21 protein-coding genes, 1 pseudogene and 1 riboswitch are annotated in these 21,314 nt (G+C 37.5%); of the genes and pseudogenes, 7 read left to right on the forward strand and 15 right to left on the reverse strand.

Annotation, left to right across the window (positions count from 1 at the left end):
• Nucleotides 1-181 (reverse strand): annotated as a pseudogene (locus H1P_RS16930) (IS5/IS1182 family transposase); the annotation flags it as partial.
• Nucleotides 182-318: 137 nt separating this feature from the next.
• On the opposite strand from H1P_RS16930, the gene H1P_RS16935 reads away from it, so the two are divergent.
• From H1P_RS16935 to H1P_RS16945, 3 genes are all read left to right on the forward strand, one after another.
• The gene (locus H1P_RS16935) at nucleotides 319-777 is read left to right on the forward strand and encodes a hypothetical protein (protein WP_246141758.1); all 459 of its coding nucleotides are present in this window, start codon (nucleotides 319-321) and stop codon (nucleotides 775-777) included.
• 208 nt (nucleotides 778-985) lie between these two features.
• A complete protein-coding gene (locus H1P_RS16940) occupies nucleotides 986-2,515 on the forward strand; it encodes a YifB family Mg chelatase-like AAA ATPase (RefSeq protein ID WP_144869484.1) in 1,530 nt (509 codons plus the stop codon).
• A 58-nt stretch (nucleotides 2,516-2,573) separates the two neighbouring features.
• On the forward strand, nucleotides 2,574-3,266 hold the full coding sequence (locus H1P_RS16945) for a protein kinase family protein (protein WP_144869486.1): 693 nt from the start codon (nucleotides 2,574-2,576) through the stop codon (nucleotides 3,264-3,266).
• On the opposite strand, the gene H1P_RS16950 is transcribed toward H1P_RS16945, so the two are convergent.
• The 7 genes from H1P_RS16950 to H1P_RS16980 form a co-directional block, all read right to left on the reverse strand.
• Complete coding sequence (locus tag H1P_RS16950; protein WP_144869488.1) at nucleotides 3,256-4,020, reverse strand: ABC transporter ATP-binding protein; 765 nt, start codon at nucleotides 4,018-4,020, stop codon at nucleotides 3,256-3,258. The genes H1P_RS16945 and H1P_RS16950 overlap by 11 nt on opposite strands.
• Nucleotides 4,021-4,112: 92 nt before the next feature.
• The gene (locus H1P_RS16955; protein WP_144869490.1) at nucleotides 4,113-4,949 is read right to left on the reverse strand and encodes an ABC transporter permease; all 837 of its coding nucleotides are present in this window, start codon (nucleotides 4,947-4,949) and stop codon (nucleotides 4,113-4,115) included.
• Nucleotides 4,950-5,224: 275 nt separating this feature from the next.
• Entirely contained in the window at nucleotides 5,225-6,268 is a 1,044-nt protein-coding gene (locus H1P_RS16960; protein ID WP_144869492.1) for an ABC transporter substrate-binding protein, read from the reverse strand.
• Between the two features lie 36 nt (nucleotides 6,269-6,304).
• Nucleotides 6,305-6,991 (reverse strand): hydrogenase nickel incorporation protein HypB, encoded by a 687-nt coding sequence (gene hypB / locus H1P_RS16965; protein ID WP_144869494.1) that lies wholly within the window; start codon nucleotides 6,989-6,991, stop codon nucleotides 6,305-6,307.
• A 118-nt stretch (nucleotides 6,992-7,109) separates the two neighbouring features.
• Nucleotides 7,110-7,487, reverse strand: coding sequence for a hydrogenase maturation nickel metallochaperone HypA (hypA, locus tag H1P_RS16970; protein WP_144869496.1), 378 nt, complete (start codon nucleotides 7,485-7,487; stop codon nucleotides 7,110-7,112).
• A gap of 27 nt (nucleotides 7,488-7,514) precedes the next feature.
• The gene (locus H1P_RS16975; RefSeq protein WP_246141759.1) at nucleotides 7,515-8,264 is read right to left on the reverse strand and encodes a class I SAM-dependent methyltransferase; all 750 of its coding nucleotides are present in this window, start codon (nucleotides 8,262-8,264) and stop codon (nucleotides 7,515-7,517) included.
• Between the two features lie 187 nt (nucleotides 8,265-8,451).
• A complete protein-coding gene (locus H1P_RS16980; protein ID WP_144869501.1) occupies nucleotides 8,452-9,630 on the reverse strand; it encodes an agmatinase family protein in 1,179 nt (392 codons plus the stop codon).
• A 76-nt stretch (nucleotides 9,631-9,706) separates the two neighbouring features.
• Nucleotides 9,707-9,848, reverse strand: a riboswitch (guanidine-I (ykkC/yxkD leader).
• Nucleotides 9,849-10,252: 404 nt separating this feature from the next.
• Here H1P_RS16980 and H1P_RS16985 point away from each other — a divergent pair.
• On the forward strand, nucleotides 10,253-11,200 hold the full coding sequence (locus H1P_RS16985) for a DMT family transporter (RefSeq protein WP_144869503.1): 948 nt from the start codon (nucleotides 10,253-10,255) through the stop codon (nucleotides 11,198-11,200).
• A 427-nt stretch (nucleotides 11,201-11,627) separates the two neighbouring features.
• Here H1P_RS16985 and H1P_RS16990 read toward each other — a convergent pair whose 3' ends face one another.
• Entirely contained in the window at nucleotides 11,628-12,335 is a 708-nt protein-coding gene (locus H1P_RS16990; protein WP_144869505.1) for an exosortase, PEP-CTERM interaction domain protein, read from the reverse strand.
• 333 nt (nucleotides 12,336-12,668) lie between these two features.
• Here H1P_RS16990 and H1P_RS16995 point away from each other — a divergent pair, with 333 nt between their 5' ends.
• From H1P_RS16995 to H1P_RS17005, 3 genes are all read left to right on the forward strand, one after another.
• Nucleotides 12,669-13,322: a ceramidase domain-containing protein gene (locus tag H1P_RS16995; RefSeq protein ID WP_144869507.1), complete on the forward strand. Its 654-nt coding sequence runs from the start codon at nucleotides 12,669-12,671 to the stop codon at nucleotides 13,320-13,322.
• Between the two features lie 719 nt (nucleotides 13,323-14,041).
• Nucleotides 14,042-14,908, forward strand: coding sequence for a DUF547 domain-containing protein (locus H1P_RS17000; RefSeq protein WP_144869509.1), 867 nt, complete (start codon nucleotides 14,042-14,044; stop codon nucleotides 14,906-14,908).
• A gap of 48 nt (nucleotides 14,909-14,956) precedes the next feature.
• A complete protein-coding gene (locus H1P_RS17005; RefSeq protein ID WP_144869511.1) occupies nucleotides 14,957-15,658 on the forward strand; it encodes a TVP38/TMEM64 family protein in 702 nt (233 codons plus the stop codon).
• Between the two features lie 120 nt (nucleotides 15,659-15,778).
• Here the strand turns inward: H1P_RS17005 and fghA are convergent, their stop codons facing one another.
• The 6 genes from fghA to H1P_RS17035 form a co-directional block, all read right to left on the reverse strand.
• Nucleotides 15,779-16,630 (reverse strand): S-formylglutathione hydrolase, encoded by an 852-nt coding sequence (gene fghA, locus H1P_RS17010; RefSeq protein WP_144869513.1) that lies wholly within the window; start codon nucleotides 16,628-16,630, stop codon nucleotides 15,779-15,781.
• A 241-nt stretch (nucleotides 16,631-16,871) separates the two neighbouring features.
• Nucleotides 16,872-17,729 (reverse strand): inositol monophosphatase family protein, encoded by an 858-nt coding sequence (locus tag H1P_RS17015; RefSeq protein WP_144869515.1) that lies wholly within the window; start codon nucleotides 17,727-17,729, stop codon nucleotides 16,872-16,874.
• A gap of 184 nt (nucleotides 17,730-17,913) precedes the next feature.
• Nucleotides 17,914-19,281 carry an aromatic ring-hydroxylating dioxygenase subunit alpha gene (locus tag H1P_RS17020; protein ID WP_144869517.1) on the reverse strand — a complete coding sequence of 456 codons (1,368 nt, stop codon included), beginning with the start codon at nucleotides 19,279-19,281 and terminating at the stop codon, nucleotides 17,914-17,916.
• Between the two features lie 167 nt (nucleotides 19,282-19,448).
• Nucleotides 19,449-19,919, reverse strand: coding sequence for a VOC family protein (locus H1P_RS17025; RefSeq protein ID WP_144869519.1), 471 nt, complete (start codon nucleotides 19,917-19,919; stop codon nucleotides 19,449-19,451).
• Nucleotides 19,920-20,043: 124 nt separating this feature from the next.
• Entirely contained in the window at nucleotides 20,044-20,430 is a 387-nt protein-coding gene (gene speD / locus H1P_RS17030; protein WP_144869521.1) for an adenosylmethionine decarboxylase, read from the reverse strand.
• A 91-nt stretch (nucleotides 20,431-20,521) separates the two neighbouring features.
• Nucleotides 20,522-21,229 (reverse strand): response regulator transcription factor, encoded by a 708-nt coding sequence (locus tag H1P_RS17035; protein WP_144869523.1) that lies wholly within the window; start codon nucleotides 21,227-21,229, stop codon nucleotides 20,522-20,524.
• Between the last annotated feature and the right edge of the window lie 85 nt (nucleotides 21,230-21,314).

Below are 21,314 nucleotides of genomic sequence, written 5' to 3' on the forward strand. Positions count from 1 at the left end.
AATATTCTAGAGTCATCAATACTTGATTTTCTAGAGTTAATTTAGACGGTCTGACTATTTTAGTCTTTTGAGCTTCATTTTCTTCTACTAATTTAACCATTTGAGCAAATGTCTCTTTTCTCACTCCGCAGAGGCGTTTAAACTCCCGATCTCTTAGATGTTTTACTTTTTTATAGGTCATAGTTTTTCTTCTTACTGACCTATTTATCTCTTTTTTATTAGACTTTTGCAAGAGGTCTATTATTTAAATTATTTTTTTAGAGACAGGGACTACAAATTATAGCTAGTATGTATTTGATATTGACTTTCTGATAACCTATGTTTGGTAAACCTCCTCGCGAAACTCCTAAATCACAAACTCCATCAATTCCCGAATTAAAATTACCTGGTGATATAGATGATATATTGGTTGATGGCGAGTCCCAAAAAGCAACACCCCTGGCAAAAACCACTAGAGAAAGCTTGAATCCTCCTGAAATAGAAAAAGAAACAACATCCCTGGCAAAAACCACTAAAGAAAGCTTGAATCCTCCTGAAATAGAAGTCGATAATGCAGAAACTTCAAAGCCAGCAAGTACAGCAGACAAGATTAGTTGGATTGCGTCTCCTTACTTTATCGCGATCGTTGGTTTATTCTTATACAAAGAGAATTTTTTCCTTGGCACAATTTTAATTGCGGTGGGTATACTATCTTTACTAAGAATTTCCGCTAAAGATGTTGCTCTCTTTCTAGGATGGCTCAAAGACTTTTTGGGCTTTGGTGATGAGGAAAATTAAATTACATCTAACTTTAACAAAATCAAATAAACTACGGAAAAATTTACCCTAAACCCGACACCTCAAATTAACCATTAGGTGTTTAATAAAGCGAAACTACTTATCAATTTTATCGATTGTCAGTTTTCCAAAAATATTAGTGAATTTTCGGTTAGATAATTGCAGTCATCAAGAATATACTAGCGGGATTGAACTGATTAAAAAATAGATGCTTGCTAGGGTTTGGAGTGCTGCAATTATTGGGGTCGATGCTGTTAAAGTAGGGGTAGAAGTAGATGTGGCTGGGGGTCTTCCCAAAACCATTGTCGTCGGTTTACCCGATACTGCGGTACAAGAAAGTAAAGAGAGAGTTAAGGCAGCCGTTAAAAATGCGGGTTTTGGCTTTCCTCCCAGGAAAATTGTAGTTAACCTAACCCCTGCTGACTTACGTAAAGAAGGACCTAGTTTCGATCTTTCTATTGCAGTGGGGGTTTTGGCAGCTTCAGAACAGGTCAATGCCGACCTATTAGGAGATTGCTTATTTTTGGGAGAAATGTCCCTTGATGGTAGTTTACGCCCTGTAGCGGGAGTTTTACCCATAGCAGCAGCAGCATGCAAAATGGGAATTACAGGCTTGGTTGTTCCTACTGATAATGCCCAAGAAGCAGCAGTAGTTAAAGAAATTAGCGTTTATGGCTTTCAGCATCTAGAAGAGGTTGTGCGGTTTTTAGAAACTCCCGAAAAATATTCAGCAGTAGAAGTAGATGCAGCCAAACAAACAGATCGCTTAGATCGTAGTTATTTCGATCTCAAAGATGTTAAGGGTCAAGTACAAGCAAGAAGAGCGTTAGAAATTGCTGCTGCGGGAGGACATAATTTGCTATTCACAGGCCCTCCTGGTAGTGGTAAAACTATGCTAGCTAAAAGATTACCCGGTGTTTTGCCTCCTCTCGATTTTGAGGAAGCATTAGAAGTTTCGCAAATTCATTCTGTTGCGGGATTATTAAAAAACAAAGGTTCACTAATCACTACCAGACCTTTTCGTAGTCTCCATCATTCTGCTAGTGGCCCTTCTTTAGTGGGTGGTGGTAGTTTTCCGCGCCCTGGAGAGATATCTCTGGCTCACAAGGGAGTACTTTTTTTGGATGAGTTAACTGAGTTTAAACGCAATGTTTTAGAGTATTTGCGTCAACCTCTAGAAGATGGTCAAGTTACGATCTCTCGCACTCGTCAGTCTGTAGTATTACCCGCCCAGTTTACTCTAGTTGCTAGTACTAATCCTTGTCCTTGTGGTTATTTTGGGGATGCTGTTCAACCATGTACCTGTTCTCCCAGACAAAGAGAGCAATATTGGGCGCGCCTTTCTGGCCCTTTGATGGATAGAATTGATTTACAAGTAATTGTGAACCGTTTGAAGCCAGAAGAAATGACAGGAGAGAGTAAGGGCGAATCTTCCGCTTCTGTAAGGGAAAGAGTTATAGTTGCGAGAAATATCGCCAGAGAAAGATTTAAAGAGGATGCTCATGTTAGTTGTAATTCAGAAATGCGATCGCATCATTTAAGAAAATATTGTCAGCTAGATGATACTATCAGAAATCTTTTGGAAGGAGCAATCAGAAAATTAGGTTTGTCCGCTAGAGGAATGGACAGAATACTCAAAGTATCTCGTACTATTGCCGATCTTACTGGAGATGAAGAGTTGAAAATTACCCATGTAGCAGAAGCAATTCAGTACCGTACTATAGATCGGATGCAGTAGCTGAATTTAACGGGAATTGATTATATTGGAAATCAATGTAGTGTAATTATATTGCAAGATGATTTCTCGTACAAGCGATCGCTTTACCTTGCCACCCATTGAAATTGTTAAGAAATTAGCTGCTAATGTCGCCATTGAGAGTATACAACCTTACAACCCAGTAATAGTTACTCAAATTCCCCAACCGTGGCAATTATTAGGAGCGGGAAACTATGCTGCTGTATTTAGTCATCCTGACTACAGCGATCTTGTAGTCAAAATTTATGCTCCAAAGCGATTGGGTTGGGCAGAAGAAGTCGAAGTATATCGCCGTCTTGGGAATCATCATTCTTTTTCTCAATGCTTCCATGCAGAAGCAAACTGGTTGATTTTAAAACGGCTACATGGAGTTACTCTATATGACTGTGTGCATCTGGGTTTAAAAATTCCCAAACAAGTTATTGAAGATATCGATCTTGCTTTAGAATATGCTCAATTAAAAGGTTTAACACCCCATGATGTTCATGGACGCAATGTGATGATGTACCAAGATCAAGGTTTAGTTGTTGATGTCTCTGATTTTTTAGACTCATCATCCTGTTGGGCTTGGAAAGATTTAAAAAAGGCTTACTATTTGCTATATCTACCTTTATTTTCTTGGCTTCGATTACCGATACCTTATTGGATGCTGGATGGTACGCGTAGCTGTTATCGTTTATATCGCTCTATCTCATCTAGGATTATCAATAAGATTACAACTATCAAACAGTAGCAGAAATACTTCTAAGTAGGTCTACAATTCTATCAGCTTGTTGATGAAATATTGGTTGTCGTTTTATCTGATAATCGCGATCGCTTGGTAGTTCGATAACGATTTCCTCTTTAACTGTACCAGGTCTGGCAGAAAGGACATAAACTCGTTGCGATAAAAATACAGCTTCTCGCACATCATGGGTAATCATTAAGATGGTACAGCCAGTTCTACGCCAAATTTCTAGGAGAAATTGCTGCATATTTTCTTTAGTTTGAATGTCTAATGCGCCAAAAGGTTCATCCATTAAGAGTATTTTGGGGTTGGTAGCTAAAGCACGGGCGATCGCAACTCTTTGTTTCATCCCACCCGATAGTTCTTTGGGATAAGATTTAGCAAAATCCGATAATCCGACAATACTCAGATAATAAGATGCTTCTTCTCTTCTTTTATTTCGACTAATTCCTAATAGCTTTAAACCAAATTCAACGTTTTTTTGAATCGTCATCCAGGGATAAAGAGTATATCTTTGAAACACCATTCCTCTATCTTCTCCTGGTCCTGCTACAATAGCATCATCTACAGTAATTTCTCCCGATGTGGGAAAGTCTAAACCTGCTACAAGACGTAATAAAGTTGATTTTCCCGAACCAGATGCACCGACAACACAGACAAATTCACCTCTCTCAACGTGCATATTAATATCTTGAAGAGCAACTACAGTTCCTTTTTTTGTAGAAAATTCTTTATGTAAATTAGATATTTCTAAGTGCATTTTATTGTTGATGGTTAATGGTTGAGGTTTAGTTGCTGGTTGTTGATTGATAACGACTAATTATTTAGCGATCTCCAATCGTTAATAACTGATTAGAATGCCCATTTACAAGTAAATCTAAGTAATAAGCGAAAAGATAGATCTAGAATAAAACCGATTAAACCTAAAATAATTAAACAGGCAAATATTTCATCAGTTTTTAAGAATTTTTGAGCCAGTATAATTCTTCTTCCCAAGCCTTCCGATGCTGCTAATAACTCTGCTACCACAACTAAATTCCAAGAAGTAGCAATATTAATTCTCAAAGTATCAATAATACTCGGCACAACATAAGGCATAATAACTTGAGTTAAAACTTGCCAGCGTGAGCCTCCTAGAGTATAAGTAGTTTCGATTAAATCTTTAGGAATAAATTTCACCGCATCCATGATCATCAAGATATTAAAAAATACTGTCCCAATAAAAATTAAAGCAATTTTAGGAGCTTCGTCTATACCTAAATAGATAATTAGTAAGGGAATAAAAGCGGGTGCTGGCATATAGCGAACAATGCCAATAATAGGTTCAAATAAAGCTCGAATACTAGCAAATGAACCCATCATAATTCCCAAAGGAATAGCCACTAAAACAGATAAAAAGAAACCTAAACTAACCCTGGTAAAACTCGCAGCAATATCTTGAGTTAAAAAGCCTTTTTCCCATAATCCACCCAAAGCTTTGATAACATCAGAAGGAGAAGGCAAAAATGTTGATTCTATTCCTGAATAGTTAGCAAATATAAACCAAAAAATTAAAGGAATGAGAATTGAAAAAGACATCATTCCCCAAGATAAATACTGAGGAATATCGTCGGCAATCCGCCAAAATATTGTTGGTTCAATACCAGATGTTTTACGTTTTAAAAAGTTTTTTTTGTGTTTCAGTTTCATTACCTTAAGGAAAAAAGAGGAAGGATAAAGAAAGTAGGGTGAGGAATGAGCGGTCAGACCCCGCGTCGGCGTAAGACGCAAGGGAACGCTGACCAAGACAGGATGATGAATGAGGAATGAAGATATCAGTAAATTAAAAAGCTAAGCGTTGGTAAGTGTGTAATGCTTTTGATGCAAGTGTCCACGAAAAAATCAATGTTTCAATAATTTGATTTCTTGATTAGCATTTCTATTCAGCAACGCCAAAAGCTATACTATTCCTTCCTACCTATTACCTATTCCTGAGATTCTGCATAGGCTTTGACAAATCGGTTATCAAAAATTTTAGTTAAATCTGGTGCTGATTCAATAAAGCCTACATCCAACATAAATTGAGCCATTCTTTTAGCAGCAAAAGGCATATTTTTCATACTGTCGCCATCGCTAAAAGCTTCGAGATTTTCTACTATAGTAAATATTTTTGTACCTTCTTTAAATAGTTCTAATTCCTCTACTGTAACATTGGCCCTTTTTGCCATGATTTCATCAGCTTTTTCAGGATTTTGTTCCATAAAATTGAGGATATCAAACCAAGTATTAACCAATGCTTGAACTCGATCCGGTTGCTCATCAATTAGCTTTTGGCTAACTACTAAAAGATCGGGAATTGCACCAGGAAATTCTTGAGAAGAGATTAATTCTTTACTACCTTCGCGCTTTAATGCTGTTAACCAAAAAGGAGGAAATGCACCCACCGCATCAGTTTGTCCCGATGCAAAAGCAGCAGCAGCAGCACCAGTTTCTAAATTGACAATTTCGACATCATCGCGAGACATTCCATTTTCTTCAAGAGCTAAAGTGAGTAAAAAGTCATCAACAACGCCTTCTTCTACCGCCACTTTTTTACCTTTTAAATCTTCTATTGTATTAATATCTTCCGTTACTATAATTTTATCGTTTCCAGCCGAATTATCATTAACTAAAACAGCTACTTGTCCATTAACTGAACTCCCAGCAAAAGAAATTGTATCGTTAAGAGTTTGGCAATTACCATCTAATTGTCCTGCTGCAAAAGCTTCCATAGAAGCTAAATAACCATCAAACCATCTAAGTTCAACATTAGCTCCGTTTTTCTCAAATAAACCTTCGGATTCTGCGATCGCCCAAGGCCACCAACCAGCCCAACTACTATAGCCTAGAACTATCTTTTCTGAGCCAGAATCTGGGGTAGTTGCTGCATTATCATCTGTATTATTTTGGGGTGCTTGAGAACAACTAATAGTTAAAACTAAACTAAGACAAAATACGGTGAATAATGAAAATAGTTTTCTACGTTTCATAGAGTTTAGGTAATATATCTGATAGACAATATATCTTTAGTGACAAAGAGTTAGTGTTGAAACCTGATTTTGTATCCAATTAAACCAAACTTCTAGCCCATCACCTGTCTTAGCAGATACAGAAATTATGGTGACATTGGGATTCATTTGACGCACATTTTGGGCAATGCGATCGAGGTCAATATCCAAATAAGGTGCGAGATCGGTTTTAGTAATTAAAAGACAGTCTGCTTCTTGAAACATTACGGGATATTTGAGAGGTTTGTCTTCACCTTCGGTAATACTAAGCAAAGCAACTTTAGCGTGTTCTCCTACTTCAAATTCGGCGGGACAAACTAAATTACCCACGTTCTCTACGAGAACTAAATCAATCTCTTGGGGGTTATATTCATGTTCTAAAGTATGAATTCCTCCTGCAACCATTTTAGAATCCAAGTGACAGGAACGACCAGTGTTAATAGGGATTACAGGAACATTATATTGACGAAGGCGATCTGCATCTAATTCTGTAGTCATATCTCCTTCAATCACTGCCATACTTAATTTATCTTGCAAAGCAGCGAGAGTTTTTTCTAATAGAACGGTTTTGCCCGCTCCTGGACTACTCATAATATTGAAACAGCTAATACCCCACTTATCAAAATGTTCTCGATTATGATTCGCGCCTTCTTGATTGGCATGGAGTAAATTAAGTTCTAAAGCAGCGTCAAATGTTTGGTGCATGATTTTAAAGGATGAATTATAAAGCATAAAGGATGAGGATAGATTAATTGCTAGGAGCACAAAGCTTATCCCCTAATATCAGTTAGTTGCTGGGGGCAAATGACATTTGCTCTAATAATCAAAGAGAAACGTTTTCGTAAGTATTTACAGAAGAATACTCAATACGATCTATTTTTAATTCTCGACCAGAGCGAATATCTTCCATAGGTGAATTACAATCAGGACAGCTATACTGTAATCCGATTTCTGGTTTATATTCTTGTTGGCAAGTGTGACAAAAAGCAACTAGAGGAATATCTTTAATGACTAATTCGACTTCTGCTAAAAATGTATTACGAGTTTGTACTTCAAAAGCAAACTGCAAGCTAACAGGTTCGACACAGGTAAATTGACCGACAATTAAATGAATTTTCTCGATCTTAGGTTTTTCTAGTTGGGATTCGTACCAATCTTTAACCGTTAAGATTAAAGCCTTGGTCATATCAGTTTCGTGCATTTTTTTGAGAAAGTAGGCGATCGGTAATCAGTAAAAAGTCCTTAACAACAAAGAGGTTAAATAAACATTAGTATTGTATTTCAAATAGACTAAACCATCATTATTTTTATATTGCTCGTACAATCGTTCTAAATCTTGAATAAATTTAGTGGCAACTCCTCCTTGTTTGGGAATATAAGAAGTACTCATCGCTCTACCAATTAGAGCTTTGCAGTCTAGTATTTGGTAGTAAGAAAAAATTAAATGACGAACAGGAGCAAATGAATCTGTATCACGAAGAAATCTTTCAGTGCCATAACGCATTTCAGATTGGTTGTGAGAGGCAATTTGAGTTAGATGACTGTATTCTTGGGTAAATTTGTCTTCACGATCGCGATTGTTCCAGACTACTGCTAATATTCCTTTCGGCTTTAAAATACGAGCAAACTCTTTTAAGGTTAGTTCGGGATTAAACCAGTGAAAGGATTGAAAACAAGTAACTAAATCAACTGAATTGTCAGCTAATTTTGTTTCCTCTGCACTACCATCACGGAATTCTACTAAAGGATGTGCTTCCGCTACTTGTTTCATTGCTGCATTAGGCTCGATTGCTATGACTCGAATTTCTCTATCTGCCAACAAACGGGAAGAAATACCTGTGCCAGCACCAACATCAGCAGCAATTAACTGATTTGTTTCTAATCCTTGCAAAATACAATCAATTACTTCAGAGGGATAACTGGGGCGATATTTAGCATAGTCCTCAGCACGGTTACTAAATCGACTTCGAGGATTCATTTGGAAAAGTTGGTCATTGCTCATGATCTGTTTTGCTTGATTTCCGACTTAGTACATAGATGTTGAACTGATATTAGAGCGTGAGATCGCGATTTTTCAACCTACCAGGTAACCATCTAAAAATCCTCCCTAAATCCGCAGATACATCTTATTTCGCACCCCTAATTCCCCATCTCCCCAACTCTCTTTATTGCCAAGGTTCATCTACTTGCTGGGCTTCTTCATGAATATATGAAGGCTTTTCTGCTTTTGGTAACTGTCCCGAAACTACTAAATGAGCCATCGTGTCGCAAATAACGCGAGTTGCCATTAAGGAAGTCATGTCACTTACGTCATAAGGAGGAGAAACTTCTACTACTTCTATCCCGCAAACAGTAGTATTTTGCACAATTTTCTTGAGTAAATAAAGAGCTTCACGGGGTAATAAGCCACCAGGTTCGGGCCAACCAGTACCAGGAACAAACCCTGCATCGATACAATCGATATCGAAACTAATCCAAACACAATCTGTACCATCGGTAGCTTTTTCTATGGCAAAATCGGCAGCTGCATCTAACCCCATCTCCGTAATATCGGTAACAGTCAGGATGTTAGTAGCTCTTTCCCGACATACTTTGACTCCTTGCCGTGGTACTTGCCAGCCTCCAATACCCAACTGCACTAAATTTTGGGCAGGAGCATTTGCCATATTGGTAGCATGAAACCAGGGACAAGTATGCATTCTTTCATCTAAGTCTGTTTCCTGGGTGTCCACATGGCGATCAAAGTGAATAATACCTACTTTTTTATCTCCTAAATGGCGACAAATACCTCTGACTGTAGGAAAACCAATAGAATGATCGCCCCCTAGAATAATCGGGAAAGCACCCGAACTAAAGACATGAGCCACACCTTTAGAAATTTGATCGAAAGATTTTTCGTTATTAGCAGGAATGGTAAACACATCTCCCACATCACAAAGGGTAATTTGTTCCCGCAAATCCACCCCTAATTCAAAGTTATAGGGAGTATAAAGAGCGGAAATCCGCCGAATACCTTGAGGGCCAAAACGCGTACCAGGGCGATAAGTAGTTCCAGAATCATGGGGAACTCCCATAATTGCCACATCATAATTTCCTACTTGTCTGACATTTTCGAGATAGGGAGCTTTGAGGAAAGTATTGATACCTGCATAGTGGGGTAATTCTCCCCGCGAAAAAGTGGGAATGCTGCGATCTTTAATGCTTTCAGCAGCATCTAAACCAAATTCTAACCCGCGATCTACTTCCTGTTGCCATCCTGTTAAAGGTAACCGATTCTCTTTGTCTAAGGCTCGTTGCGCTTCACTCGAATTTTCGTTGGGAGGTTGAAAGGGTAACTCATTCATAAAATACTTCCTCACGTATACTAAGTTTCAATACAAAAGCCCAGGAAGTCTGACGCTGATATCGCAAAACGCCAAATCCTCCCGGGCTTTTATCCCGCCGTGTAGCTACTGACTTGAAACAAATTGTCTGTTGTTAAAAATTCCAGTTAGCCTGCCTCTCTTGGACCAGTCATTTAAAAACTTTAAACTCTTAAATCGGAACCCTAGAAGCAAATATTCAAATTTTAGTTGTTAAGAATCTAGCAGCTAGTCTTTGTAAAAAATGTGTCTAATTTTACAAAAAATGTTAACAATTGTTATTGAGTTGTATTTTTAGAAACAAATAAGTCAACCTAATAAACTACGGTCATTTTTACCAAGCCACCTTCTCTGGTATAAAGCCTCCTCATTAATAAAGTAAACCTCGTCTACATAGAAAACTGAAATTTTACTGGAGCAAATAATTCTCATCATTTACTATTCTCTACTTGCTACTTTCTCGAATAGTTATCTTAAAAACTGCGGTTTTCAACAAGGTGATAGACGGGAGTGTACAGGGTCAAGATGGATACCTCAACATCCTTCATATTAAAACTAGATGTGGTTTATTATGTATATTTTGAATGGTTAAGCAAGACAATTTATGACTTTATCTACGCCAATTTTTCAGACTAGAAATTCCAATTTTAGTGAACCTAAAGCTCGAAGTAAAAACAATCGTCCGAAAACACTGGTAATTTTCGCTATAGTTGCAGCTATTTTGTTTTGGGCTTCTGCTTTTCCCGCAATTCGTATCGCTTTAAATACTTATACTCCTACAGAACTTGCATTTTTACGCTATGTTGTTGCTTCTATAACTTTAGTTATCTATGCTGTTGGCAGACGTATGTCTTTACCACGAAGTAGAGATCTTCCTGCGATCGCCATACTGGGTTTCATTGGCTTTACTGTCTACAACATCATGTTAAATGCAGGGCAAATGACAGTTGCAGCAGGAACGGCTAGTTTTATTATCTCTTCAGGAATCGGGATTATTGCTCTTTTGGCTCGGTTATTTTATGGTGAAAAGCTCGATCTTAAGGGTTGGCTTGGTGTACTACTGTGCATTTTAGGAGTGGGAGTTATTGCTTTTAGTAAAGATGGTGTATTGCAGTTTTCATCGGGTACTTTGCTAGTTTTTGTAGCTACTCTGGCAATTAGCATTTATTCGGTGATGCAAAAATCACTGTTACGGAGATATAGCGCAGTTGAATTTACTACCTATGCTATTCTAGCGGGGACATTCTTTTTGTTTTTCTTTGCGCCGAAAGCGATGTTTTCCATCTCAAATGCATCTTTTGGTGCTAACTTAGCCGTAATTTATATGGGAGTATTTCCAGGAGCGATCGCCTATATTGCTTGGTCTTATGTCTTATCACAAATTCCTGCATCTGTTGCTGCTAGCTATTTATCTTTAATTCCTCTGGTTGCTTTAGCAATTGCCTGGTTGTGGTTAGGGGAAATACCCACAATGATTGCTTTAGGTGGCGGTGCGGTTATTTTCTTGGGAGTGCTTTTAGTTAATCAAAAGAGTAAAAGCGATCGCTTTTAGACATCTTCAACTTAATTTAGTTTAAAGTTATCAGTCGAGGTCAGTCAGCGATTAAACAAGCTCAAAAATTACTGAAGGTAGATCGCTGCATTTTCCCAGATAGTAAGATTCCAGGATATTGTATTGCTGAGATGGGTAGTTACCACGCCCAACGAGGCTCAAGTAACTCGTCATTAAGTAATAAGTAATAAGTAAAGCCCGAAGTTAGGTTTAAAGCCTTCTCATAAATGCGCGAAAATATAGAAATATAATTCAATAATTGAATCCTCGCTCCTTCTCCTCAGAGGTAATGACGAGTTACTCGTTACTGTTACTTATTACTCGTGAAGGTCATGAGAAATGTTGCAAAAGAAACAAACATGAAACTTTCCCACTGCAACTTCATCAAAATTACGAATAACGGCGATACTCGTAGAAAACAGTGTTTTCAAGATGAAAATCGCGAATTAGGTTTTAATCGAGCCAGAAAAATCATAGATAGAGCCAAAAATCCCCAGTTACTAGGTTCGGGAACGGAAGTGGGGGAAGCATCTGTGGCAGGGGCAGGACCTATTGCTGTTCCAGTGACAGCATTATTAATACTATAGCTACCTATTGGCCCTGCGGGAGGAACTGTCGATTGCCAGAAAAAAGTAATAGTTTCGTCACTGTCAAAAAAGAGATCGCTCTCAGCATTCAGATTCCAACTCAAAGTCTCGTCGCTATCATCATTAAAAACGATGTTGAAGTCCGTATCGTTCCCACTACCACCTGCTGCGCCAGATTCGCCAAAGCTGTAGCCAGCTACTCCAGTAAAACCATTGACGGGAAAGCCAGCTGTAAAGGAGGCCAGATCGTCGGTATTTGGCGTAACGATATGGCGATAAGTAAAGGTTTCTATGGAATCGGAGGGACAATCAGCTTGTTCTGTACCAAGAGGACAAAAGACGCTGCTTCTTAAATTGCCAATCTCTTCTGCATCATTAGTTACAAACGTTCCTGGTACTTCGGGTCCTAATGGTCCAATAATCGCTGGGCCTAGTTCGAGAGAATCGAGATTACTTGGTGCAATCAAAACGGCAGCATTAGTTCGAGCAACACTCAAAGTCAGTAAAAAACCCGAAGAGATTACTGTTGTTATTTTCCAAGCTGTCATCTTTATTCCTCTCTCTTTTCAATACTCTTAAAGACTATCTCCAAATTTGATATTACTACATGATAGTTGAGGAATAGGGTATGTCTAATTTATCATTAATCCGATAAGCGCGATCGTTCAGTACCTCAGCTTCGTCTGAGCTCGTCTCTTCTTAACAATCTGTTGTTTCTACTACTCCTTAATCTCGGAAAGTGACATAAGAGGGGTAAAATATTCTCTTCAGTGAGGCGATCGCTATATTAATAAGATTAAATTAAAATATTTCAGATTTATTGGCAAAAGAAAATGTTGTCATAATTTTATAATAAGTACAAACAAGAGTGAAAGTTAATAATGATGATTGACTTATACTGTGAACGTGTAGGAGCGGGTTTATGGGCTGAACCTGTTAATACTTTGTCCAATATCTCTTTTTTTCTTTCTGGGTGGGCAGCTTGGTACTTAGCTCATCAAAGAAAGGTACTCTCAAATACCATCTTTTTACTCATTAGTTTGCTGTTGGCAATTGGGGTTGGTAGTAGCCTCTTTCATGCTTTTGCCACTTCACTGACCAAACTTTTAGATATTATTCCGATTGCTTTGTTCCAAATAGCTTATCTCTGGATTTATAGCAGACGTGTAATTAAGCTCAAAAATCTGGTTATAGTCTTGCTGATAGTTTTATTACTCAGTTCAATTCTGGTAACTTTTCAGTTTAGTCAAATAGCAAACGGATCGATTACTTATGCACCAGGAATAGGAATTTTACTAGGATTAGGGCTTTATCATTGGCAGCAAATCAAAAAAGATCGTTTTTTGATTTTGAGAGCTACAGGAGTATTTTTTCTGGCTCTTGGTTTTCGTAGCGTGGATTTAGCTCTTTGTCCTTATTGGGCTATTGGTACTCATTTTCTCTGGCATTTACTTAATGGAGTTATGCTGTATCTGTTAATGAGAGCTTTAATTGAGAATTGTTCAAACTCTGAAGAACCAGCACTCAATCAGTGAACTACCAGACATCAACTCTTCGAGTATGACGGCACGGCTTCCTGTTTCTGGCAAATGCCCTATACAAGCTTGCCTGTACAAGGTCTTCTATTGCCTCCAGAGGTTTGGCTATCCGAAGATGCCCTGTACTCTCGCAACGATCTAGGCGTTACCCAGGCAGACTCCCTCGTCCCACAGGAGTTTAATTGATTTTTGGTGACAACGCTCTTGTTTTTACCACTAGATGGTTACGGTACTCGCCATCCGAGCATTGATTAACTCAATCGAGTTAGCGGTAAATTGGTTTTTACACGGGTTGGTTCGCTTCAGGAGCAGCTACATCCGCCTTTCCCCGCTTGAAATTACTATACAATAACAGTAGTGACTTAGCTTTTATCTTGATCATCTAGAAACAATGATTCGATATTTAATAGCGATCGCAACATGATATTGTAGATTTGGTTTTTATTTACTATTGAGTATTGCTTTTCCCTTGTGGACAGCTTTAATCGTTTTGGGGTTAGCGATCTTGACGATTACAAAAATAGTATTCAAGCCCCAACCATTTTTTAGAAGAAAGAAATCAGAAGGGTAAAATTGCTCGATCTCTTTCTACCGAAGCCGATACTAATTGTAACTTTTTTGCTATTTTTTGAAAATTTAAACTCTGTCTCATTTTCTTCTAATAATCGATCGTCAGAATGATCGGTATGAATTTTGAGTTGGAGATTGAAACCACTATGTTTTCCTCGATCAAGAGATCGCTTATTTTAGTTTCTACCGTAGTTCTTTTGGCTAGTTGCTCTCAATCGAAATCCTTACTCAGTGAAATTGAACCGAAGGATACTCAAGCTGTAGCAACAGTTAATCCTAGTGAAGCAGTAAGCTATGATAGCTACGCCAATCTTTTAGGTCAATATCTTGACGAGCGGGGATTCGTTAACTATTCAGAATTACAGACAAATCGTCAATCTTTGGATGAATTTAACAATAGTGTTGGCTCTGTTGCACCAGCAAATTTTCTGAGCTGGAGCGAAGATGAGCAGATTGCTTTTTTGATAAACGCTTATAACTCCTATACCCTAGCAGCAATCATCGATCGAGAACCTTTAACAAAAAGTATTCGCGATATTCCTCAAGTTTGGAAGAAAGAGCAATATCAGGTAGTTGGTCAGAATAAATCTCTTGATGGAATTGAACACGGCACACTGCGAAAAGACTACAATGAGCCACGTATTCATGCAGCTTTAGTTTGTGCAGCAATAAGTTGTCCACCTCTACGTAATGAACCCTATCGCGGTGAGAATTTAGACGCACAGCTAGACGATCAAGTTAATGCTTGGTTATCCAATTCTGAGAGCGGTTTAAATATCGATCGTCAGAATAATACTGTTTCTATGTCGGCGATCTTCAAATGGTTTGGCGAAGACTGGATTCCTAACTATGGAACAAACGAAGGCTTCGCAGGTAACGAGAAACAAAAAGCAGCACTCAATTTTATTAGTAATTATGTCAGTCCAGAAGATGCAAAATATCTTAAAGAAGGAAATTATAAAGTAAGATATCTTGATTATGATTGGTCGCTCAATATTCACTCTAAAAACTAAAACTTGATAAAGACGAAATTTTTTACCCTGGCTGACAAAGTTTTCCTAATGAAATATAGACAGATAAAGCTCCGATGGTTACTCTGGTTTAGCTTGGCTTTTTTACTGGTTTTAGCGGTTCGCCATATTGAATTCAACCAAATTGTATCCCCAATATTGCTTTGGATTGATAGTTTAGGAATTTGGGGAGCGATCGCTTTTATGATTATTTATATCCTTGCTACTTTATTTTGCGTACCTGGATCGATTTTAGCTTTAGGAGGTGGTGCTCTCTTTGGTAACATTTTGGGTGCAGTGGTAGTTTTTGTCGGCGGTTTTTTTGGTGCGCTTAGTGCTTTTGGGTTGGGAAGATATTTTTTAAGAGACTGGGTAAAAAAGCAGTTAACTCAAAATTCCTATCTCAAAGCTGTCGATCTAGCGATCGCCAGTGAAGGGTGGAAAATTGCTTGTTTGCTCCATCTTTCTCCTCTAATTCCCTTCAACATACTCAATTATGTCTTGGGTATATCTAAAATTGCTTTTAAAGACTTTGTTCTCGCAACTTTAGTAGGGATTCTCCCTGGAGTTTTACTTTATACTTTTTTTGGCTCTGCAATCGGAGACTTAAGTATGGTAATTATGAGAATCTCTGATGATAGTTACAGTAAAACTCAGTGGCTTTTTTCTATTGTAGGTATCATAGTAACTTTATTATTGACAATTTATTTAGGATTTGTTGCTCGCAAACAATTAAAAAATAAATTAAATTAGTCATTAATTTCGCTATTTTCTCGTTTTTACCATTGTTTAACTAGAATTACTGTGAGTTGTTCTTAAGTCGTAAACATCTTTATTTTCAAAAATGTCCTGGCTTTCTCGCCCATTGCTATATTAACTACACAAAACTACTGCATGATGTTTAATATGATCTTCCATAAAGGTAGAAATTGTAAAATAGCTGTGGTCGTATCCTGGTTGAAATCTGAGGTTTAAAGCTTGACCTACTTCTTGACAAGCGGATTGAAAAGTTTCGGGAAGTAGTTGTTTCTGCTCATAAAAAGTATCAGCCATTCCTTGATCGATTAAAATAGGATAATCTAACTGAGTTTTTTTGATTAATTCACTAGCGTCATACTGTTGCCACTGCTTTTTATCTTGACCTAAATAGGTAGTAAAAGCTTTTTCTCCCCAAGGACAATTTATCGGTGCAGTAATAGGAGCAAATGCCGATACAGAAAGATATTTATCGGGATTTTTTAAAGCACAAATTAATGCTCCATGTCCTCCCATAGAATGTCCAAATATGCTTTGTTTGTTGGCTAAAACAGGGAAGTTGGCGTTAATTAATTGGGGTAATTCTTGAGTAACGTAACTATACATTTGATAGTGTTTTTTCCAAGGTTCAACCGTAGCATCAACATAAAAACCTGCACCAGTACCTAAATCCCAAGCTTCATCTTCTTCTGCTATTCCTGTATTACGGGGACTGGTATCAGGAGCAACTAGCATAATGCCATATTCTGCTGCATAACGTTGCGCTCCAGCTTTAACGGTAAAATTTTCTTCAGTACAGGTTAAACCAGACAAATAATAGAGAATTGGTACTGATTGAGACTTGGCTTGAGGTGGTAGGTAAACGGCAAAATTCATCTCACAATTACAGACTGAAGAGAAATGAGAATAATAAGCTACAGTGCCATTAAAACAAAGATTTTCCGATTTAAGCTTGAGAGAATTAGACATAATTTATAACTTTCTGGATAATTAGCTATTTTGACTTTTTAAATTAAACAGGATTTTTTGCAAGATTGTTAAACTAATACCTATACTTTAATCTTGTGAACTTATAGTGCAGTTTGTCGATTCTAAAATCCCAAATTTAATAATTTGAGGGTAATCTTTAATCGATTATTTATATAGTTTTTTCATTTTTATATAGCTTTATTTAATTGATGCTAATAAATCTATGATAATGAAATTACTATTAATTAACTGCTGCTAATAAATCTTGATGTACTTCTCGGTTAACACCCACAACTATTCCCTCATAACTGTAGTTTTCACAACTAGATAAAGGTACTAAAGGTAAACCAACTAGATCGGTTACTATATAACCAGCTTCTTTTGCCATAAAAGCTAATGCTGCACTATCAATAAATTTGCCTCTTTTAGTTGCCCAACCAATTAAATCTCCAGAAAACATATTTTTATAGTTAGGAAAGTTTTTATCAGGAATATAAGAGTGTTCTAAATCTATTACATGATATTTCTTGTCTAATGGTGGTTTCAGAGATGCCAAACCCCAACCTAATAAGATAGTTGGTTGATGATCGATCGCTTTTAAAGGAGTACAAGCATCTAAATCTTTGTCTAAATCTCCTTGATAAATGCCTTCTCCCCTGAAAGTTAACCAGTAAGAATTGTTAGCAGGAGAAATTGTCATTACTGCTTCGTATTCATCCGCATTTAAAACGCTTAAAATAATCAGATAATTATCACTACCATCAAGATATAATTTAGTGCCATCTATCGGATCTAGAGTAATTAAATAATCGTCTTGTTCCCCTAACTCAATAGAACGAAAATATTTAGTATTGTGAGATTTTTCATACTCTTCTCCATAAAACCTCATATTAGGAAAAGTACCTAATATAGCCACTTCAATTAAGGTTTGAATAGAAATATCGGCATCAGTCAAAGCAGCAGTAAAGAGATTATCTCCTGCATCTTTATCTGGAAGAGAGTTAATTTGACTCTGAAGATGACGTGCATAACCAGCAGCTACTCGTAAATGAGGTAATAAAGCAGTAATAATCTCACGGGGAGAAGGATTAATGACCATGAAAAACTCTACTAATGGAAAACTCAACCATTGTATTAAAACATGAAGACGTGAAAATTCACGTCTCTACAATTTTTTCATGGCATTACACAATTGTGGGATGATTTTAAATTTAAAAACCCTAAAATTTTCCCAATCATCCTCTAACTTCGTCATCCAGACCATTTAATTATTGTGTAACTACCTACTTATTCCTTGCGGGTATGTCTATTCCTTCATAAAACTTACGTTCTAGTTTGGAGAGTTGCCACCATGTTAGACTAGCTAGTAAAGCGATCGCACTTACTCCAGAAGATAGCCAAGCAGTATCCGAAAGTAATCCTACTACAGGACTGATACCCAAAGCAATTACTGCCATCACACCGCTAATGGTTTTAATTTTCTGAATATTGTTTAATGCACCACGACAGCTAGCACAATGCTTGGTATGGGAATGGTAACGATCTAATAACTGTTCTTTCGGTAAGGGCGTAGAAAAACTATCATCAGCAAAAGGATCGGCATTGTATAGATTAACCCATTGACGCAATTCAGATATATATAAATCAGCTTTTGTGGGTAAATAAAATGCTTTACTGTAGTTTTCGCTACCTCCTAAGATACCTAAATACCTTTCTTGATGATGTAGAAAGATTTGATCGTCTTCGAGAATATTATTGTTGCTGATATGGGTATACCATTTGGGGCTTAACTTAATAAAGAAACGCGGAATAGGAGAATCAAACTTAAAAGGAAAGCGTGCAAACAAACGACATTTTCCTTTTCCGATAGGAGTAGCATAAACTACTGTTAAAGTCCTACCAAACTGTTTAGAAGTAAGATCGTGCCACATTAAACAGGGCGCAACAAAGCTAGTGTATTGTGTCCCCAATGAACCTTTGCGGGGTCCTTCTTCCCAAATACCCTGTAAACCTTGTTTATCCGAATGAGTTACCTTTAACTCCACTGGTGCTGCGTTACTTCTTTTCCCTACAGTCTCGTGGTGAGTATAAGGAACATGGCTTGGATCGATGACATTTTCCAGTAACGTCAGAGCATCATAGGGAACATCACGAAAAGTATTTAAACAGATCCACTCTTTGGAAGATTCCTCCATCGCTTCAATGATAGGTACTGTTACCTTCTCGGCATTTTCCTGATTACCAGGATAAACAAATAGTAAACCTTGCGCTACAGCAGTTTTAAAAGAAGTTGCACAGGCTCTTTTAGATGTCTCTGCTTGACCTCCTGCAACTTGCTGGGGAATATGTTCGCACTTACCCTCGCCAGAAAAAGACCATCCATGATAAGGACATTCTAGTAGTCCATCTTCGTTGATTCTACCTTCACTGAGGGGTACTAAGCGATGGGGACATCGATCTTCAAAAGCACGCCAAGATTGGGTAGCAGTTTCCCACCAAATAACAAGATCGATACCAAGTAAAGTAAATTTATTAGGCTTGGCTCGATCTAAATCATCAAGATAGTAAACAGGATACCAAGCTTCTTTGGGGTCAAATTTTGTGGGGTCGTTACCACCAGCAGTAATTGTCTTATCAAGAGTAACCGTCATGACCTTAAATCTTTGTGTGCTTTTGTGAAATATTGTTACACAAAAATTTGGTTGGTTGTTAGTGGTTGGTGACAGGTGGTTTCCACCAATGCCTATTACCTTCCTCATCCTTCATCATTCATCCTTCATCATTCATCCTTCATCATTCATCATTCATCCTTCATCCTTCATCCCTCAATAAGTGGATCGCAGCGAATTTCTATCATAAAGCCATCAGGGTCATAGAAATAAACACCCCTTCCTGTAGGACGAGTTACTGGCCCACTTGCGATCGCGATTTCATTTTCTTGTAAAATAGCTACTGCACGATCGAATAATTCTGGCTCGATACCAAAAGCTAAATGATTAGCACGGGTAAACTGTTCGTCAGGATTCGCATCTGGAGGATCGAGTTCAGGCTCGTAAAATAGGTCAATAATAGTACCATCAGGAGTTTTAAAGTTAGCAACTTTGCCTTCTTGTACTAGGTTGACTAAAGTTTTTGGGACTTCTGCACCTGTAAGTTGATGTAAACCCAGGATTTTGCCATAAAAATGGCAAGACGCTTCCATGTTTTTCACGTTAAACGCAATGTGATGTACGCTTGTTAATGTTCCGTCACCTAAACCGATAGTTACTTTTTCGGTACTAAAAGTCATATTTTTAAAGAATGAAGAATTAAGAAACAAGAAAGACTTGTTATTTGAGAAAAAAAATACTTAACTATAATTTTACTGATAAAGTTAAGCTTATCTACTACTAAAATAAATGATACTTAGAAATTTAATAAGTAATAGAAGCTTCTAACTTATTTTTAATATTTTGTGTCGGAAAACCGCGATCTATCTGTTGTACTTTTACTTGTGAGGCTTGAAGTTCTTGTTGTAAAATTTTCATGGCAACTACAGGTTTTCCCGCACCACAAAAAAATAAATCTGCTGCAAAATAACCATATTCTGGCCAAGTGTGAATGGCAATATGAGACTCTGCTAAAGTGGCTGTAGCTGTCACACCATAAGGGCTAAATTGATGTACGCATAAATCAATTAGGGTAGCTTCTCCGGCGGAAATTGCTTTAAGTAGTGCTTGGCGAATTTGCTCTGAATCGTTGAGTATTTCTTGAGGCACATTCCAGGCATCTACTACCAGATGAGTTCCCATTTTTTCCATTCATTTTTATTCTACTCCACAGTGTACTTAATCATGCTTTTCAGGTATAGCATAACTAATATTTATCCTCAAGTTTTTTAAGAAAATACGATCAATTGGTTAAGCCGTGTTTGAGGGCAAAACGAACTAATTCTGTTCGACTATTGGTACCTGTTTTACTAAACAAACGGCTAACATATTTTTCGACATTGCGTACGCTAGTTTCTAATGTTTTAGCAATTTCTTTATTCATTAATCCTTGAGCAACTAGGTCTAATACGCTTTGTTCTCTGGGAGTTAATTCAATTTTAATAGGAGATGGTGTTACTTCAAAACCAGAACTTTGGGTAGTTTGTTCGTCTAGTTTTCTTTTGATATATTCTAGCTCTTGAGTAATTTTTGCTAGTTCTGAACCATCTCCATTGTTACCAGCAATAGTATCTCTTCTTTTTAAAAGATTTCGGATAATTGATTCTAATTCTTCTGGATCGAAAGGTTTAGCCAGATAAGCATCACAACCAGTTTCATGACCTTTAATGCGATCTCTTGTCATCCCCCTAGCTGTTAAGAAAATCACAGGAATTGCTTGATAACGCGGGTTTTCTCTGAGTTGCTCTAAAAATTGATAGCCATCGGTTTGAGGCATCATAATATCAGAAATAATCAAATCGGGAGTTTCTTGTTCTAACAGTTTCCATGCTTCTTCGGCACTACTAGCTGTTTTTACCAGCCACTCTTCATTATCTTCTAGATAGGCTTGTACTGATTCTCTTACTCCTGGTTCATCGTCTACTAAGAGTAATTTTTGTTGTTCTGACATATTGCCTCAAATTTTCCCGATCTTAATAAAACAAAGCTGGTTTCTTTACTAATTTTAGCAATTTGTGCGAAGAAGCAAGAAACAA

The organism is Hyella patelloides LEGE 07179, from assembly GCF_900659865.1.
In the GTDB taxonomy this organism is placed as follows: Bacteria; Cyanobacteriota; Cyanobacteriia; order Cyanobacteriales; family Xenococcaceae; genus Hyella; species Hyella patelloides.

What these genes read in the sequence shown, in the direction of transcription:
- H1P_RS16995 (WP_144869507.1), top strand. Translation starts at nt 12,669, where the DNA reads ATGATGATTGACTTATACTGTGAACGTGTAGGAGCGGGTTTATGGGCT.
- H1P_RS16990 (WP_144869505.1), bottom strand. Translation starts at nt 12,335, where the DNA reads ATGACAGCTTGGAAAATAACAACAGTAATCTCTTCGGGTTTTTTACTG.
- H1P_RS17000 (WP_144869509.1), top strand. Translation starts at nt 14,042, where the DNA reads ATGTTTTCCTCGATCAAGAGATCGCTTATTTTAGTTTCTACCGTAGTT.
- H1P_RS16980 (WP_144869501.1), bottom strand. Translation starts at nt 9,630, where the DNA reads ATGAATGAGTTACCCTTTCAACCTCCCAACGAAAATTCGAGTGAAGCG.
- H1P_RS17005 (WP_144869511.1), top strand. Translation starts at nt 14,957, where the DNA reads ATGAAATATAGACAGATAAAGCTCCGATGGTTACTCTGGTTTAGCTTG.
- H1P_RS17025 (WP_144869519.1), bottom strand. Translation starts at nt 19,919, where the DNA reads ATGACTTTTAGTACCGAAAAAGTAACTATCGGTTTAGGTGACGGAACA.
- H1P_RS16960 (WP_144869492.1), bottom strand. Translation starts at nt 6,268, where the DNA reads ATGAAACGTAGAAAACTATTTTCATTATTCACCGTATTTTGTCTTAGT.
- H1P_RS17020 (WP_144869517.1), bottom strand. Translation starts at nt 19,281, where the DNA reads ATGACGGTTACTCTTGATAAGACAATTACTGCTGGTGGTAACGACCCC.
- H1P_RS16945 (WP_144869486.1), top strand. Translation starts at nt 2,574, where the DNA reads ATGATTTCTCGTACAAGCGATCGCTTTACCTTGCCACCCATTGAAATT.
- H1P_RS16955 (WP_144869490.1), bottom strand. Translation starts at nt 4,949, where the DNA reads ATGAAACTGAAACACAAAAAAAACTTTTTAAAACGTAAAACATCTGGT.
- H1P_RS16935 (WP_246141758.1), top strand. Translation starts at nt 319, where the DNA reads ATGTTTGGTAAACCTCCTCGCGAAACTCCTAAATCACAAACTCCATCA.
- H1P_RS16940 (WP_144869484.1), top strand. Translation starts at nt 986, where the DNA reads ATGCTTGCTAGGGTTTGGAGTGCTGCAATTATTGGGGTCGATGCTGTT.
- H1P_RS17035 (WP_144869523.1), bottom strand. Translation starts at nt 21,229, where the DNA reads ATGTCAGAACAACAAAAATTACTCTTAGTAGACGATGAACCAGGAGTA.
- H1P_RS16985 (WP_144869503.1), top strand. Translation starts at nt 10,253, where the DNA reads ATGACTTTATCTACGCCAATTTTTCAGACTAGAAATTCCAATTTTAGT.
- H1P_RS16950 (WP_144869488.1), bottom strand. Translation starts at nt 4,020, where the DNA reads ATGCACTTAGAAATATCTAATTTACATAAAGAATTTTCTACAAAAAAA.
- H1P_RS16975 (WP_246141759.1), bottom strand. Translation starts at nt 8,264, where the DNA reads ATGAATCCTCGAAGTCGATTTAGTAACCGTGCTGAGGACTATGCTAAA.
- hypB (WP_144869494.1), bottom strand. Translation starts at nt 6,991, where the DNA reads ATGCACCAAACATTTGACGCTGCTTTAGAACTTAATTTACTCCATGCC.
- H1P_RS17015 (WP_144869515.1), bottom strand. Translation starts at nt 17,729, where the DNA reads ATGGTCATTAATCCTTCTCCCCGTGAGATTATTACTGCTTTATTACCT.
- speD (WP_144869521.1), bottom strand. Translation starts at nt 20,430, where the DNA reads ATGGAAAAAATGGGAACTCATCTGGTAGTAGATGCCTGGAATGTGCCT.
- hypA (WP_144869496.1), bottom strand. Translation starts at nt 7,487, where the DNA reads ATGCACGAAACTGATATGACCAAGGCTTTAATCTTAACGGTTAAAGAT.
- fghA (WP_144869513.1), bottom strand. Translation starts at nt 16,630, where the DNA reads ATGTCTAATTCTCTCAAGCTTAAATCGGAAAATCTTTGTTTTAATGGC.